Consider the following 13036-nt stretch of genomic DNA (forward strand, 5'->3'; position numbering starts at 1 on the left):
CCATGCGTATCGAGATCGACAACGTGGCCAAGGGGTATCCCCGGGCCGACGGGAGCCGGCTGTCGGTGGTCGGCAGCCTCAGCACCACGATCGAGGCGCAGGAGTTCATCTGCGTGATCGGTCCGAGCGGATGCGGCAAGTCGACGCTGCTCGGCCTGCTCGGCGGGCTGCGCCGGCCGGACGACGGGGAGATCCGGTTCGTCGGGGAGCGCACCGCCGCCGGCCCGCTCACCTCGATCGTCTGGCAGGACTACGCGCTGATCCCGTGGCGCTCCATCGCCGACAACGTGGCGTTCGGCCTGGAACTGCGCGGGGTGCCCGCCGCCCGGCGGCGGGAGGTGGCCCGGGAGCACCTGACGATGATGGGCATCGAGGCGTTCGCCGACAACAAGCCGCACGAGCTGTCCGGCGGGATGCGCCAGCGGGCCGGGATCGCCCGCGCGCTGGCCAGCGACCCCGAGGTCCTGCTGATGGACGAGCCGTTCGCGGCGGTGGACGCCCAGACCCGGACCCTGTTGCAGGACGAGCTGCTCCAGGTCTGGTCGAGGCACCGCAAGACGGTCCTGTTCATCACGCACAGCATCGAGGAGGCGCTGCTGCTGGCGGACCGGATCATCGTGCTCGGTCCCCGGCCGACCCGGGTGGTCGAGGAGATCCGGGTGCCGTTCCCCCGGCCGCGTACCCGCGACGTCGAGTTGGACCCGCGGTTCACCGAGTTGAAGCGCCACCTGTGGGCGCAGTTGCGGGACGCCACCCTGGCGGCCGAGTGGGCGGAAGCGAAGGGGGACCGATGAGCGAGCAGAGCGCGCCGACCCGGGAGCGGGCGACCGACGAACCCGTGGTCCGCTACGCGGTGGACCCCCGCGCGGAACGCCCGCCGGGTCGCGGGTTCAAGCTGCTCAGCAGCGGGCTGGGCAGCATGGTGCCGGTGGTCGTGGTGCTGGCGCTGTGGCAGGTCGGCAGCATGGCCGGGCTGATCGACAAGACCTTCTTCCCGGCCCCGTCGGAGTGCGTGCAGGCCCTGGTCGACCTGTTCTCCTCCGGGGAGCTGCTGCCGAACATCGGGATCACCGCCCAGCGCATCCTGCTCGGCTTCCTGCTCGGGGTGATCCCGGCGACGCTGCTGGGCATCGCGATGGGACGGTCGCGGTGGGTGCGGGTGCTGATCGATCCGCTGATCGCCATCACGTACCCGATCCCGGTGGTGGCGATCCTGCCGCTGCTGCTGGTCATCTTCGGCACCGGCGGCCGGCCGATCGTGGTGCTCGCCGGCATCATCTCGTTCTTCCCGGCGGTGGTCAACGCGATGTCCGGGGTGCTCCAGGTCGACGAGCGGCTGATCCTGATGGCCCGCAACCTGGGCGCCGGTCGGCAGCAGATCCTCTGGAAGATCGTCCTGCCGGGGGCCCTGCCGTCCATCTTCGCCGGTATCCGGCTGGCCGCGGGGCTGGCCCTGCTGGGCACGATCGCCGGTGAGTTCCTCGCCGCCAGTGACGGCGTCGGGTCGATGACCTGGCGGTACTGGCAGATCTATCAGATCGACAACATGTACGCCACGCTCGCGGTGATCGCGGCGATGGGCTTTTTCCTCACCACGGTGACGCTGCGCGTGCAGCGGCGCTTCTTCAGCTGGACGGAGGGCCAATCATGACAATCAAGAACAAGGGTGTCATCGCCGCGCTGTTGGGGGCGAGCCTGCTGCTCGGCACCGCGGCCTGCGGTGACGACGCGGAGTCGACAGGCTCCGGCGGTACCGACAAGGTGACTGTCAACTCGCTGGAGATCCTCTCGCTGGCCCCGATGATGGTGGCTGACGCGAAGGGCTTCTTCGGCAAGCACCAGGTCGAGGTGGAGTTCAGCAACGCCGACATCTACTCCCGGCTCGCGGTGCAGGGTCAGGGCAAGCTGGACGTGAACATCCCGGGCACCGGTGGCGCGTTGTTCAACGCGGTCAACCAGGGGCTGCGGGTGCGGGCGGTGGCCGACCGGCAGCAGTACCGGTGTGCCTCGGACAACCTCCTGCTGGCCCGGACCCAGGCCTTCGACGGCGGCCTGAAGAGCGTGGCCGACCTCAAGGGCAAGAAGGTCGCGATCCTGGCCAAGGGCTCGACCACCGAGTACTGGCTGGACCGGGCGCTGGGTGAGGTCGGGCTCAAGCAGTCCGACCTGGGGCAGATTGTCACCCTGAGCTACCCGGACACCGCCAACGCGCTCAAGAGCGGTGCGGTGGACGCCGGCTTCGTGGTGCAGCCGCTGGCGTACCAGCTCATCACCGACGGGCAGGCCAAGCGGGTGCTGGCGATGAACGAGGTGGCCCCGAACCAGGAGCAGGGCCTGATCACCATGTCGCAGGACTTCATCAGCAAGCGGCCCGAGGTCGCGGCCCGGTGGATGGCCGGCTGGCTGGAGGGTGTGCGCTACTACCAGGACCCGGCCAACAAGGACGACGTCATCAAGATCGTGGCCGAGCGGACCAAGGTGCCGGCGGAGACGATCACCAAGCTGTACGGCACCGACCAGTGGCCGTACATGGACCCGAACGGCCGGGTGGACACCGCCACGGTGGTCGCCGAGGACGGCAAGTGGCTGCTCGACAACAAGATCATCGAGAAGCTGCCCGAGGTCGGTGAGTGGCACGACGGTTCCGTCGTCGACGCCGCTCTGAAGATCGTCGGCGAGGTGCCGGTCAACCGCGACTGCGGCAGCGTCCAGAAGCTGGAGTCCTGATGTTTCCCCGTCCGAGCCGGCTGGCCGAGGTGCTGCGCGACGGTGGCGTCGCCCTCGGCAGCCTGACCCTGCTCCAGGAACCGGCGATCGGCGAGATCCTCGGCGCGCTCGGCTACGACTTCCTGGTCGTCGACACCGAGCACGCCGCGGCCGACGAGCAGAGCGTGCTGGCGATGGTCCGGGCGGCCGGCTCGGCGGGGACCACCCCGCTGGTCCGGCTGCGCCGGATCGAGGAGAAGGACCTGCTCTGGTCCCTGGACAGCGGTGCCGGCGGCGTGGTGCTGCCGCTGGTGGAGACCGGCGCGCAGGCCGTCGAGGCGGCCCGGCTGACCCACTACCCGCCGGTCGGCGACCGGACGCTGTGCTCGGCGGCGCGGGCCGCCGGGCACGGCACCGCCCGGGGCGACTTCGACCGCTACCTGACCTGGGCCGGGCAGAACACCACGGTCGTCGCCCTGGTCGAGACCCCCACCGGACTGGCCAACCTCGACGACATCCTCGCCGCCGACCTCGACGTGCTGATGCTCGGCCGGGCCGACCTGTCGGTCAAGCTGGGCCTGGGCTACCAGCCCACCCATCCGGAGGTGGAGAAGCACGCGGTCGACTTCGTCGAGCGGGTCGTCGCCGCCGGCCGGGTCGCCGGCATGCTGGCCTACTCCGCCGAGGAGGCCCGCCGCTGGATCGACCGGGGCGTCCGCTTCGTCGTCTACTCCCAGCCGGAGATGCTGCTCTCCGACGCCTACCGGCGGGCCCGCGACGAGATCCTCGGCGGCACGTCGTGAGCCTGCTGGTGACCGGCGGAGCCAGCGGCATCGGCGCGGCGGTGGTCGCCACCGCCCGCGCCCGGGGCGAGACGGTGCACGTGCTGGACGTCTCCACCGGCGTGGACGCCGCGGACCCGGTCGCGGTCGGCGAGTTCGTCGACGCGATCGGCACCCCGACCCGGGTGGCCCACCTGGCCGGGGTGGTCAGCGCCGGTGGCATCGAACAGACCAGCCTCGCCGAGTGGGAACGCACCCTGCGCAACAACCTCACCGCCGCGTTCGTCGTCAGCCAGGCCGTGGTGCCCCGGATGGCGGCGGCCGGCGGCGGGTCGCTGGTGCTGATGAGCAGCCTCAACGCCCGCGACGGCGGCACCCGGCTGTCGGGCACGGCGTACGCGGCGGCGAAGGCCGGGGTGCTGGGCCTGATGCGCCACCTGGCCGTCGACTTCGGACCGCAGGGGGTACGGGTCAACGCCGTCGCGCCCGGCCCGGTGGCCACCCCGATGCACGACCGGCTCACCGCCGAACAGAAGGCCGGGCTGCGGGCCCGGATGCCGCTGGGCCGGGTCTCCTCGGCACAGGAGATCGCCGACATCGTGCTGTTCCTGCTCTCCGATTCCTGCGCCACGGTCACCGGCATGACCTTCGATGTGAACGGGGGCAGTCATCTCAGCTAGGTTGCCGGGTACGGGTACCGGTCCGGCACGGGAGGCACAGTGAACAAGCGGGTGACCCTGCGCGACGTCGCCGGCCACTGCGGTGTGCACGTCTCCACGGTCTCCCGGGTGCTACGCGGCGACGACGTCCGGGTCGCCCCGGCGACCGCGGCCCGGATCGTCGCCGCCGCCCGGGAACTGGGCTTCCACCCGGACCGTTGGGCGGCCAGCCTGCGCAGCGGCAAGACCGGGGTGATCGGCGTGCTGGTCCCCCGGATCACCGACATCGTGCTGGCCACCGTCTTCGAGGGCATCGACGCCGCCGCTGCCGCCGCCGGCTACCAGGCGGTGGTCAGCAGCAGCTGGGACGACGACGAGGCGCGGGCGGTGCGTATCCGGCGGTTGATCGGGGAACGGGTGGACGGGCTGATCATCGGCGACGCCCGCCGCAACGATCCGATGCTGGCCCGGCTGGCCGCCGACGGGGTTCCGTTCGTGCTGGTCAGTCGGGCCTCCCGGGGTTTCCCCTCGGTGACCGGCCGGGACCGCCTCGGTGGTCGGCTCGCCGCCGAGCACCTGATCGACGTGGGCTGCCGGCGGCTGGCGGTGATCGCCGGTCCCGGGCACGCCAGCACCTCCGCCGACCGGGTCGCCGGCTTCCTCGCCGCGGCGAAGGCCCGGGGCGTGCCGGTCGACCCCCGGTGGGTCGCACCGTCCACCTTCGACGTCGCCGGTGGGGCGTCGGCGATGGCCGGGCTGCTGGACACCGGCCGCCCCGACGGGGTCTTCGCGGTGAACGACTTCGCCGCGATCGGGGCGATGGGCACCCTGCGCGACCACGGCCTGCGGGTCGGTCGGGAGGTGGCGGTGGTCGGCTACAACGACATCGACGTGGACGCCCAACTCCTGGTGCCGCTCACCTCGATCCGTACCCCGCTGCGGGACATGGGCTCGCAGGCCCTGCACGCCCTGCTCACCCTGCTCGGCTCGGGCAGCACCACGTCGGTACGGCTGGACCCGGAACTGATCGTCCGGGCGACCACCGCCGACTTCTCCCCCGGGGCCACTGAGCCGGTGGCGCGTACCGTCGCGCTGCCCGAGGTGCCCCACGGAGAACACCTACGAGGGCACTCCGCAGGCGCGGTGGTCACCCCGGTGAACTGACGCCCGGCCGACCCGGTCCTGCGGCCCCCCGCCGCACGGCCGGTGCCGGCAGGGCGGGCGGGGCGCGGAGGTCGCCACGCCCCGCCGCCCGGCCGGTCAGGCCCGGCGGTGGTGCATCGCCAGGCGCAGCAGCAGGAACCGCAGCGCCGTCGCGGCCAGGTTCGCGACCACCAGCACGGCCAGTTCGACCGGCCGGGACGGGGTGCCGGCCGCGTGCAGGGCGGCGAGCGCGCCGCTGGTCAACGCCAGGCCGAGGGCGAAGGCGAGCAACCCCTGCAGGTGGTGCCGGCCGGCGGCCCGCCGGCCGGTGATGCCGAAGGTGAGCCGGCGGTTCGCCGCCGTGTTGCCCACCGCCGTCACCAACAGCGCCAGCAGGTTCGCCGGTTGCGCGCCGAGCATCCCCCGGGTCGCCACGAACAGCACCAGGTACGCCACCGTGCTGACCACGCCGACCAGGGCGAACCGGGCCAGCTGGCCGGGCAGCCCGGCCGGCACCCGCGCCGGTGCGGCGGCCAGCGGTGCCCGGCCCCACTGGGCGCGCAGCGCGGCCAGCGGCAACGCCCCGGTGACCAGGGCCCGCCCCAGCCGGCCGATGCCGCGCAGGTCGGCCAGGGCGGTGGCCACGATGTCGACCCGGCTGTCCGGGTCGTCGACCCAGTCCACCGGCACCTCGTGGATGCGCAGTCCGGCGCGCTGGGCGAGCACCAGCAGCTCGGTGTCGAAGAACCAACCGGTGTCCTGCACCAGCGGCAGCAGCTCCCGGGCCACGTCGGCGCGGATGGCCTTGAAGCCGCACTGCGCGTCGGAGAACCGGGCGGCGAGAGCGCCCCGCAGCAGCAGGTTGTAGGCCCGGGAGATCACCTCCCGTTTGGCGCCCCGCACCACCCGGGAGGTCCGGGCCAGCCGGGTGCCGATGGCGAGGTCCGAGTGGCCGGAGATGAGCGGGGCGACCAGCGGCAACAACGCGGCCAGGTCGGTCGACAGGTCCACGTCCATGTACGCCAGCACCGGGGCGTCCGACGCCGACCAGGCGACCCGCAGGGCCCGGCCGCGTCCCTTGGCGGTCAGGTGCCGTACCTCGACGTGCGGGAGTTCGGCGGCGAGCGCCTCGGCCACGGCGAGGGTGCCGTCGACGCTGGCGTTGTCCGCCACGGTGATCCGGAACGGGTACGGGAAGTGCGCGCTGAGGTGCTGGTGCAGCCGACGTACGCAGGGGCCGAGGTCGGCCTCCTCGTTGTAGACCGGCACCACCACGTCGAGCACGGCGGTCGGCGTGCCGGTCCGGGTTTCGACGGCGGGCCGGGCGCTGCCGATCGTGGTCATCACTGTGCCTCCTGTCCGGCGCTGGTCAGGTCGTAGACGGTGACTCCGTCGACGGTCTGCGCGGTGAAGTTCTCGGTGACCCAGGTGGTGATCTCCTGGGAGGCGGAGCTGCCGCCGTTGGCCCGGAAGCCACTCCCGCCGATGAAGTAGTGGATCTTCCCGGCCGCCACGTACTCCTGGAACCGGGCCAGGGTGGGCGACGGGTCACTGCCGTTGAAGCCGCCGACCGCCATCACCGGACGGCCGGTGGCGAGCTGGTAGCCGGAAGCGTTGTTGGAGCCGACGGTCGCCGCCATCCAGGTGTAGTCGTCGGCGTCGGCCGTCAACAGCGCCTTCAGCGCGGCGCTCGGCTCCCGGGAGTCGAGCAGGCCGCCCATCCCGCCGGCCATGCGTCCCTGGCCACCCCCGGTACGCCCACCGTCCTGACCGGTACCACTGTTCGGCCCGGTGCCGCCGTCCTGGCCGGTGCCCCCGTCCTGACCGGTGCCGCCGTCCTGGCCGGTGCCGCCGGGGAGGCCGGGGAACTGGCCGGTGCCGCCGGGGAAGCCGGGGGGCTGACCGTTCCGACCGGTGCCGCCGTCCCGGTTGCCGCCCGGGAAGCCACCACCGGGGAAGCCGCCACCACCGGGGAACTCCATGCCGTCGCCCATCCGGCCGCCGGGCCCGCCACGACCCGGGCCGAAGCCGCCCTGCACGGCCGGGCCGGCGGTCGGGATGGCCCCGGTGTGCGGGGTGCCGGCGGTCTGCGCCGCGTACGCCGCCGGGCCGGCCAGCGCGACCGACGCGCCCAGCACCAGCACCACCGGCACCAGACGCCGGGGCAGCCGCCGGGTGAGCAGGATCAGCACCGCCACGGCGAGCCCGCCGACCAGCACGGCCGGCCGTAGCCAAGGCTGGAAGTCGGCGCTGCGGCCCAGCAGCCGCCACGACCACCAGGCGGTCACCGCCAGGGTGACGGCGAGGATGCCGGTGGCGAACCACCCCCGCCACCGCAGCGACCGGCGACCACCGGTCACCGGTGCGGTCACGGGGGCCGTCGCGGCGTCGGCACCCGGGGCGGCGGTCGGCGCGGTGGGCACCGCGGAACCGGTGACCGGGGTGACGGTTCCGGCGGCGGCCCGGCGTTCCCGCCAGAGCAGGACGGTGCCGATGCCGACCAGCGCGCCGACCGCCGGGGCCAGGGCCACGGTGTAGTAGGCGTGGAAGATGCCGGACATGAAGCTGAAGATCAGCCCGGTGACCAGCAGCCAGCCGCCCCACAGCAGCAGCCCGGCGCGACGGCGGTCCGTGCGCGCCGCCCGACCCGCCAGCACCAGGCCGGCGACGAGCAGGATCAGCGCGGCCGGCAGCAGCCAGGAGATCTGGCCGCCGACCTCGGTGTCGAACATCCGCAGCCAGCCGGTCTGTCCGGAGAACGGCCCACCGCCGCCGCCCATCCGGCCACCGCCGACGCTGCCCTCCTCGTCACCGGTGATCCGGCCGAGACCGTTGTAGCCGAGGGTCAGCTCCAGGATGCTGTTGTTCTGCGAACCGCCGATGTACGGGCGGGCGCTGGCCGGGACCAGCTCCACGGTGGCCACCCACCAGCCGGCGGCGACGACCAGGCCCAGGCCGGCCAGCAGCAGCTGCCGGATCCGCCGCCAGAAGCCGGTCGGCGCGGCCAGCAGGTAGACCCCGGCGAAGACCGGGATCACCAGGAACGCCTGGAGCATCTTGGTGAGGAAGCCGAAGCCGACCAGCACCCCGACCAGCACGATCCACCGGGTGCTGGCCGTCTCCACCGCCCGGACCGTGGCGTACGCCCCGAGCACCAGCAACAGGACCAGCAGCGCGTCCGGGTTGTTGAACCGGAACATCAGGGTGGCGACCGGGGTGAGCGCCAGGACCGTCCCGGCGATCAGGCCGGCGGCCGGGCCGTACCAGCGGCGGACGGTGGCGTACAGGACGCCGACCGAGGCGACGCCGAGCAGCGCCTGTGGCACCAGGATCGCCCAGCTGTTCAGCCCGAAGATGCGTACCGACAGGGCCATCAGCCACAGCGCGGCCGGCGTCTTGTCGACGGTGATCGAGTTGGCCGCGTCGGAGGAGCCGTAGAAGAACGCCTTCCAGCTCTCGGAGCCGGCCTGCACCGCCGCCGAGTAGAACGAGTTCGCCCAGCCGGACTCCCCCAGGCCCCACAGGTAGAGCAGGCCGGTGCCGAGCAGCAGCACCGCCAGCGCGGGTCTCACCCAGCGCGGGTCACGTCGTGGTGGGGCGTCGTCTGCGCCCGGGTGGACCGACGCCGACCGGGCCGGCGGTACGGTCGCGGCGTCGGGCTGGCCCGACGGCGGTGCGGTCGCGGCGTCCGGCGCGCTGGCCGGCGTCGTCAGCAGGCTCTCGGTTCTGTCCATGCGGCCAGCCTGGCCGGGCCGGTTGGGTCGCTCCCGTGCCCTGGCTATGCGTTGGCTGTGGAATCCGGCGGCCCCGCCGCGCCGGCCTCCGGCAACGCGGGGGCGGCGGAATGACGCGACGAGGGCGCGGCGGAATACGGCGGCGTGGACGGGTCGGCGTCCCGCGGTGCGGGCCCGGTGGAGTCCGGCAACCGCACGGTGAAGACGGTGCGGCCCGGTCGGCTCTCCAGGGCGACGGTGCCGTGGTGGGCCTCCACCACGGCGGCCACGATGGCCAGGCCCAGGCCGGTGCTGCCGTGTTCCCGGGACCGCGAGCTGTCGCCCCGGGCGAACCGTTCGAAGACCTCGTCGCGCAGCTCCGCCGGCACCCCCGGGCCGTCGTCGGTGACGCTGATCTCCACTGCCCCGGGCACCGGGGCGAGCCGGGTGGTGACGGTGCTGCCGGGTGGGGTGTGCACCCGGGCGTTGGCCAGCAGGTTCGCCACCACCTGGTGCAGCCGGACGGCGTCGCCGGGCACCTCCACCGCCTCGTCGGGCAGGTCGAGCTGCCACCGGTGTTCGGGACCGGCCACGTGCGCGTCGCTGACCGCGTCGACCACCAGGGCGGTCAGGTCGACCGGCCCGGTGGCCAGCGGCCGGCCGGAGTCCAGCCGGGCCAGCAGCAGCAGGTCGTCGACGAGGCTGGTCATCCGGGTGCTGGCGGATTCGACCCGGCGCAGCGCGTGGGCCACGTCCGGGGGCACCCGGTCGCGGCCCCGCCGGGCCACCTCGGCGTAGCCCCGGATCGCGGCCAGCGGGGTACGCAGCTCGTGCGAGGCGTCGGCGACGAACTGGCGTACCCGGGTCTCGCTGGCCTGGCGGGCGGCGAGCGCGGCGGCGACGTGACCCAGCATCCGGTTCAGCGCCGCGCCCACCTGGCCCACCTCGGTACGCGGATCGGTGTCGGCGGCGGGCACCCGTACCGACAGGGCCACCTCGCCCCGGTCCAGCGGCAGCTCGGCGACCCGCCCTGCGGTGGCCGCCACCCGGTTCAGCGGGCGCAGCGTGGCCCGGACGATCAACGCGCCCAGGCTGCCGGCGACGAGCAGGCCGGCGGCGGCGACGCCCGCCTGGGCGACGACCATCCACCAGACGGTCTCCTGCACGAGACTCAGCGGGATGGCGAAGACCAGGATGTCGCCGCCGGGAACCTGGCGGGCCACCGCCCGGTAGTCGCCCCGCTCGCCGAGGTCGACGGTGTGCGGCCTGCTGTCGGCGGGCAACCTGGTCAGCGGGGCGACGTCGGCGGCGGTGAGCGCCTCGGTCGTGCCGGAGGCGCTGCGGATGCGGGCCGAGGGCTGCTCCTGCGGGATGATCCGCATCCCGATCGAGCCGACCGGGTAGGTCGGTGGCGGGTCGGGTTGCCCCTGCCGGCCGCTGGCCTGGTCGAGGGGGCGGGGCTGGCCCGGGGTCCGGTCCCAGGGCAGCCGGGTGTCGAATCGGCGGTTGTCCCCGACGAGCTGGGTGTCGACCTGGGTGATCAGGAAGTGCCGCAGCGCGACGGTGGTCAGCCCGCCGATGCCGACGCTGACCAGCGCCAGCAGCGCGACCACGGTGAGCACCAGCCGGCGACGCAGTGACCAGCCCGCCAACCGGTGAGCCAGCCGGCGGCGGAGGCGACCGACCGGGTCACGGCGCGGGCTTGAGGACATAGCCGGCGCCGCGCAGGGTGTGGATCATCGGCGCGCGTCCCACGTCGATCTTCTTGCGCAGGTACGAGATGTACAGCTCGACGACGTTGGCCTGCCCGCCGAAGTCGTAGTTCCACACCCGGTCCAGGATCTGCGCCTTGCTGAGCACCCGACGCGGGTTGCGCATCAGGTAGCGCAGCAGTTCGAACTCGGTGGCGGTCAGGGTGATCAGATCGTCGCCCCGGCGTACCTCGTGGCTGTCCTCGTCGAGGGTGAGGTCGCCGACGGTGAGCACGGCCTCGTCCCGGGCGGTCACCGCGAAGCCGGTACGCCGCAGCAGGGCGCGCAGCCGGGCGATGACCTCCTCCAGGCTGAACGGCTTGGTGACGTAGTCGTCGCCGCCGACGGTAAGCCCGGCGATGCGTTCCTCGACCGCGTCGCGGGCGGTCAGGAAGAGCACCGGCACGGTCGGGGTGTGCTCGCGCAACCGGCGCAGCACCTGGAAGCCGTCCAGGTCGGGGAGCATCACGTCGAGCACCACCGCGTCGGGCTGGAACTGGCGGGCCGCGCTCAGCGCCGCCATCCCGTTGCCCGCGCTGCGCACCTGCCAGCCCTCGTAGCGCAGCGCCATCGACAGCAGGTCGGTCAGGGTGGGTTCGTCGTCGACCACCAGCACCCGGACGGGTTCGCCGTCCGGGCGGCGCAACTCGATCCGGTGCGGTGCGGTCTGCCCCTCGGTCACCATGCCCCCATCGTGGGACCGGTTACTGGCGCTGCCCTGTGCCCATCCTGTGCGCCCGCTGTGCGCGCGGCCCCACTCGACCGTACCCGGCCGGGCGGCGTCGGGGGGCGGTTCCCCGGATCGCACCCGGCCACCGACGGGCCGGTACGGCGGGCGGCTACTGGCTCATACCGGTCGGGTAGGTGTGCACGAAGGACATCGTCCAGTGGTCGTCGCCGGCCGGCTGGTCCCGCTGGTAGAGGTGGTCGGGGCCGCCCCCGCCGGGGGCCGGTGGGGCGTCCGGGTGGCGCAGCACCCAGCGGGCGGGCGGCGTCCCGGCCGGGTCGGCCGGCAGAACACGGACCAGGTCGTGGGCCGGCCCGCCGACGAAGCGTACGGTCACCTCGCCCATCGGGGCCTCCCTCCGGCCGGCGGTCGCGGGCCACTGACGGCAAGCTACCGCACCCGGGGCCCGGCCGGGGTGGCTCGACCGGGTCCACCCGGGTCCGGGGCGCAGCGGGCACGGTTTGCCCAGCGCAGCGGCCGGGTACCGGCTCGACAGCGCCATCGCCACCCCGGCGACGCGGTCGGCATGGACGGGAGCGGGTCGATGAGGACGCTGGCCGGGCGGTACCAGCTCGAACAGCGCATCGGCATGGGTGGGATGTCGGAGGTCTGGCGGGCCCACGACGTCGTGCTGGACCGGCCGGTCGCGGTGAAGCTGATGTCCCCCGCCCACCGGGGTGAGCAGACCTCGGTCGAACGGATCAGGGCCGAGGCCCGGTCCGCCGCCCGGCTGGTGCACCCGAACGTCGCCAGCGTGCACGACTTCGGCACCTCGACGTCCCTGCCCGGCCGGGAGCTGCCGTACATCGTGATGGAGCTGGTGGAGGGCGAGACCCTCGCCGCGCACCTGCGGGCCGGCCCGCTGGACTGGCGGATCGCGGTCCGGGTCTGCGCCGAGGTGGCCGCCGCGCTCGCCGCGGCGCACGCCCACGGGATCGTGCACCGCGACGTCAAGCCCGCCAACGTGATGCTCACCCCGTCGGGGGCGAAGGTGCTCGACTTCGGTATCGCCACCCCGGCCGGAGCGCCCGACCACAGCCCGGACGGCATGCTGGTGGGGACCCCGGCGTACCTGGCGCCGGAGCAGTTCGACAGGCAGCCGGCCACCCCCGCCGCCGACATGTACGCCCTCGGTGTCCTGCTCTACTACTGCCTCACCGGACGACTGCCGTACGCGGCGGGGACCACCGCCACCCAGCTGGTCGGGTCCCGCCGCAAGATCACGCCGGAGCCGCTGCCGCCGGTCGCGGGGCTGCCGCCCGAGGTGGCCGACCTGTGCCGGCGCTGCCTCGCCGACGACCCGCGCGAGCGGCCCACCAGTCTGGTGGCGGCCCTGGAGCTGGCGGAGGTGGTCGACGCCCGGGTCTACGTGCCGATGCTGGCCTCGGTGCCCCGGCCCCGCGCCGCGCCGGTGTCGCCGTGGACCGAACGGGCGGCGGCCGAGGCGACCGAGGCGGTGGCGGTGCCCGACTGGTCCCGGACCGGACAGGTCTGATCCCGGCCGTCGGCGTGTCCCGGGCGTTTCACCCGTTCGTGGCCGGGAACCCGGCCGACG

Annotated in this window: 12 protein-coding genes; 7 read left to right on the top strand and 5 right to left on the bottom strand. The window is 73.8% G+C overall.

The features are described 5' to 3' along the window. The first annotated feature begins 2 nt into the window (after window positions 1-2). Genes ACN267_RS10975 through ACN267_RS11000 form a run of 6 tightly spaced genes read left to right on the top strand, consistent with a single transcriptional unit; the run spans window position 3 to window position 5311 of the window. On the top strand, window positions 3-794 hold the full coding sequence (locus ACN267_RS10975) for an ABC transporter ATP-binding protein (protein ID WP_228544614.1): 792 nt from the start codon (window positions 3-5) through the stop codon (window positions 792-794). Further along, window positions 791-1651 (top strand): ABC transporter permease, encoded by an 861-nt coding sequence (locus ACN267_RS10980; RefSeq protein ID WP_088645265.1) that lies wholly within the window; start codon window positions 791-793, stop codon window positions 1649-1651. The genes ACN267_RS10975 and ACN267_RS10980 overlap by 4 nt, the downstream gene beginning before the upstream one ends. Next, complete coding sequence (locus ACN267_RS10985) at window positions 1648-2727, top strand: ABC transporter substrate-binding protein (RefSeq protein ID WP_204961123.1); 1080 nt, start codon at window positions 1648-1650, stop codon at window positions 2725-2727. Before ACN267_RS10980 ends, ACN267_RS10985 begins: the two co-directional genes overlap by 4 nt. Continuing rightward, window positions 2727-3509, top strand: coding sequence for an HpcH/HpaI aldolase family protein (locus ACN267_RS10990; protein WP_204961122.1), 783 nt, complete (start codon window positions 2727-2729; stop codon window positions 3507-3509). Before ACN267_RS10985 ends, ACN267_RS10990 begins: the two co-directional genes overlap by 1 nt. Next, a complete protein-coding gene (locus ACN267_RS10995; RefSeq protein ID WP_421488563.1) occupies window positions 3506-4168 on the top strand; it encodes an SDR family NAD(P)-dependent oxidoreductase in 663 nt (220 codons plus the stop codon). Before ACN267_RS10990 ends, ACN267_RS10995 begins: the two co-directional genes overlap by 4 nt. Window positions 4169-4207: 39 nt before the next feature. Next, complete coding sequence (locus tag ACN267_RS11000; protein WP_421488564.1) at window positions 4208-5311, top strand: LacI family DNA-binding transcriptional regulator; 1104 nt, start codon at window positions 4208-4210, stop codon at window positions 5309-5311. A gap of 96 nt (window positions 5312-5407) precedes the next feature. On the opposite strand, the gene ACN267_RS11005 is transcribed toward ACN267_RS11000, so the two are convergent. From ACN267_RS11005 to ACN267_RS11025, 5 genes are all read right to left on the bottom strand, one after another. Further along, a complete protein-coding gene (locus tag ACN267_RS11005) occupies window positions 5408-6634 on the bottom strand; it encodes a glycosyltransferase (RefSeq protein ID WP_421488565.1) in 1227 nt (408 codons plus the stop codon). Continuing rightward, a complete protein-coding gene (locus ACN267_RS11010; RefSeq protein WP_421488566.1) occupies window positions 6634-9024 on the bottom strand; it encodes a glycosyltransferase family 39 protein in 2391 nt (796 codons plus the stop codon). The genes ACN267_RS11005 and ACN267_RS11010 overlap by 1 nt, the downstream gene beginning before the upstream one ends. Before the next feature lie 44 nt (window positions 9025-9068). Continuing rightward, window positions 9069-10655 carry a sensor histidine kinase gene (locus tag ACN267_RS11015; protein ID WP_421488567.1) on the bottom strand — a complete coding sequence of 529 codons (1587 nt, stop codon included), beginning with the start codon at window positions 10653-10655 and terminating at the stop codon, window positions 9069-9071. A gap of 37 nt (window positions 10656-10692) precedes the next feature. Then, entirely contained in the window at window positions 10693-11439 is a 747-nt protein-coding gene (locus ACN267_RS11020; protein ID WP_204961116.1) for a response regulator transcription factor, read from the bottom strand. 154 nt (window positions 11440-11593) lie between these two features. Beyond that, a complete protein-coding gene (locus ACN267_RS11025) occupies window positions 11594-11827 on the bottom strand; it encodes a hypothetical protein (RefSeq protein WP_204961115.1) in 234 nt (77 codons plus the stop codon). A 198-nt stretch (window positions 11828-12025) separates the two neighbouring features. Between ACN267_RS11025 and ACN267_RS11030 the strand changes: the two genes are divergently transcribed. Continuing rightward, entirely contained in the window at window positions 12026-12976 is a 951-nt protein-coding gene (locus tag ACN267_RS11030; protein WP_421488568.1) for a serine/threonine-protein kinase, read from the top strand. The last annotated feature ends 60 nt before the right edge of the window (window positions 12977-13036 follow it).

The sequence above is a fragment of the Micromonospora sp. WMMD734 genome, assembly GCF_049178975.1.
GTDB lineage: Bacteria > Actinomycetota > Actinomycetes > Mycobacteriales > Micromonosporaceae > Micromonospora > Micromonospora wenchangensis.

Excerpts from the sequence above, each read along its gene's own strand:
- ACN267_RS10990 (WP_204961122.1), top strand. The coding sequence starts at position 2,727 with ATGTTTCCCCGTCCGAGCCGGCTGGCCGAGGTGCTGCGCGACGGTGGC.
- ACN267_RS10980 (WP_088645265.1), top strand. The coding sequence starts at position 791 with ATGAGCGAGCAGAGCGCGCCGACCCGGGAGCGGGCGACCGACGAACCC.
- ACN267_RS11020 (WP_204961116.1), bottom strand. The coding sequence starts at position 11,439 with ATGGTGACCGAGGGGCAGACCGCACCGCACCGGATCGAGTTGCGCCGC.
- ACN267_RS10985 (WP_204961123.1), top strand. The coding sequence starts at position 1,648 with ATGACAATCAAGAACAAGGGTGTCATCGCCGCGCTGTTGGGGGCGAGC.
- ACN267_RS11010 (WP_421488566.1), bottom strand. The coding sequence starts at position 9,024 with ATGGACAGAACCGAGAGCCTGCTGACGACGCCGGCCAGCGCGCCGGAC.
- ACN267_RS11025 (WP_204961115.1), bottom strand. The coding sequence starts at position 11,827 with ATGGGCGAGGTGACCGTACGCTTCGTCGGCGGGCCGGCCCACGACCTG.
- ACN267_RS11030 (WP_421488568.1), top strand. The coding sequence starts at position 12,026 with ATGAGGACGCTGGCCGGGCGGTACCAGCTCGAACAGCGCATCGGCATG.
- ACN267_RS10975 (WP_228544614.1), top strand. The coding sequence starts at position 3 with ATGCGTATCGAGATCGACAACGTGGCCAAGGGGTATCCCCGGGCCGAC.
- ACN267_RS11005 (WP_421488565.1), bottom strand. The coding sequence starts at position 6,634 with ATGACCACGATCGGCAGCGCCCGGCCCGCCGTCGAAACCCGGACCGGC.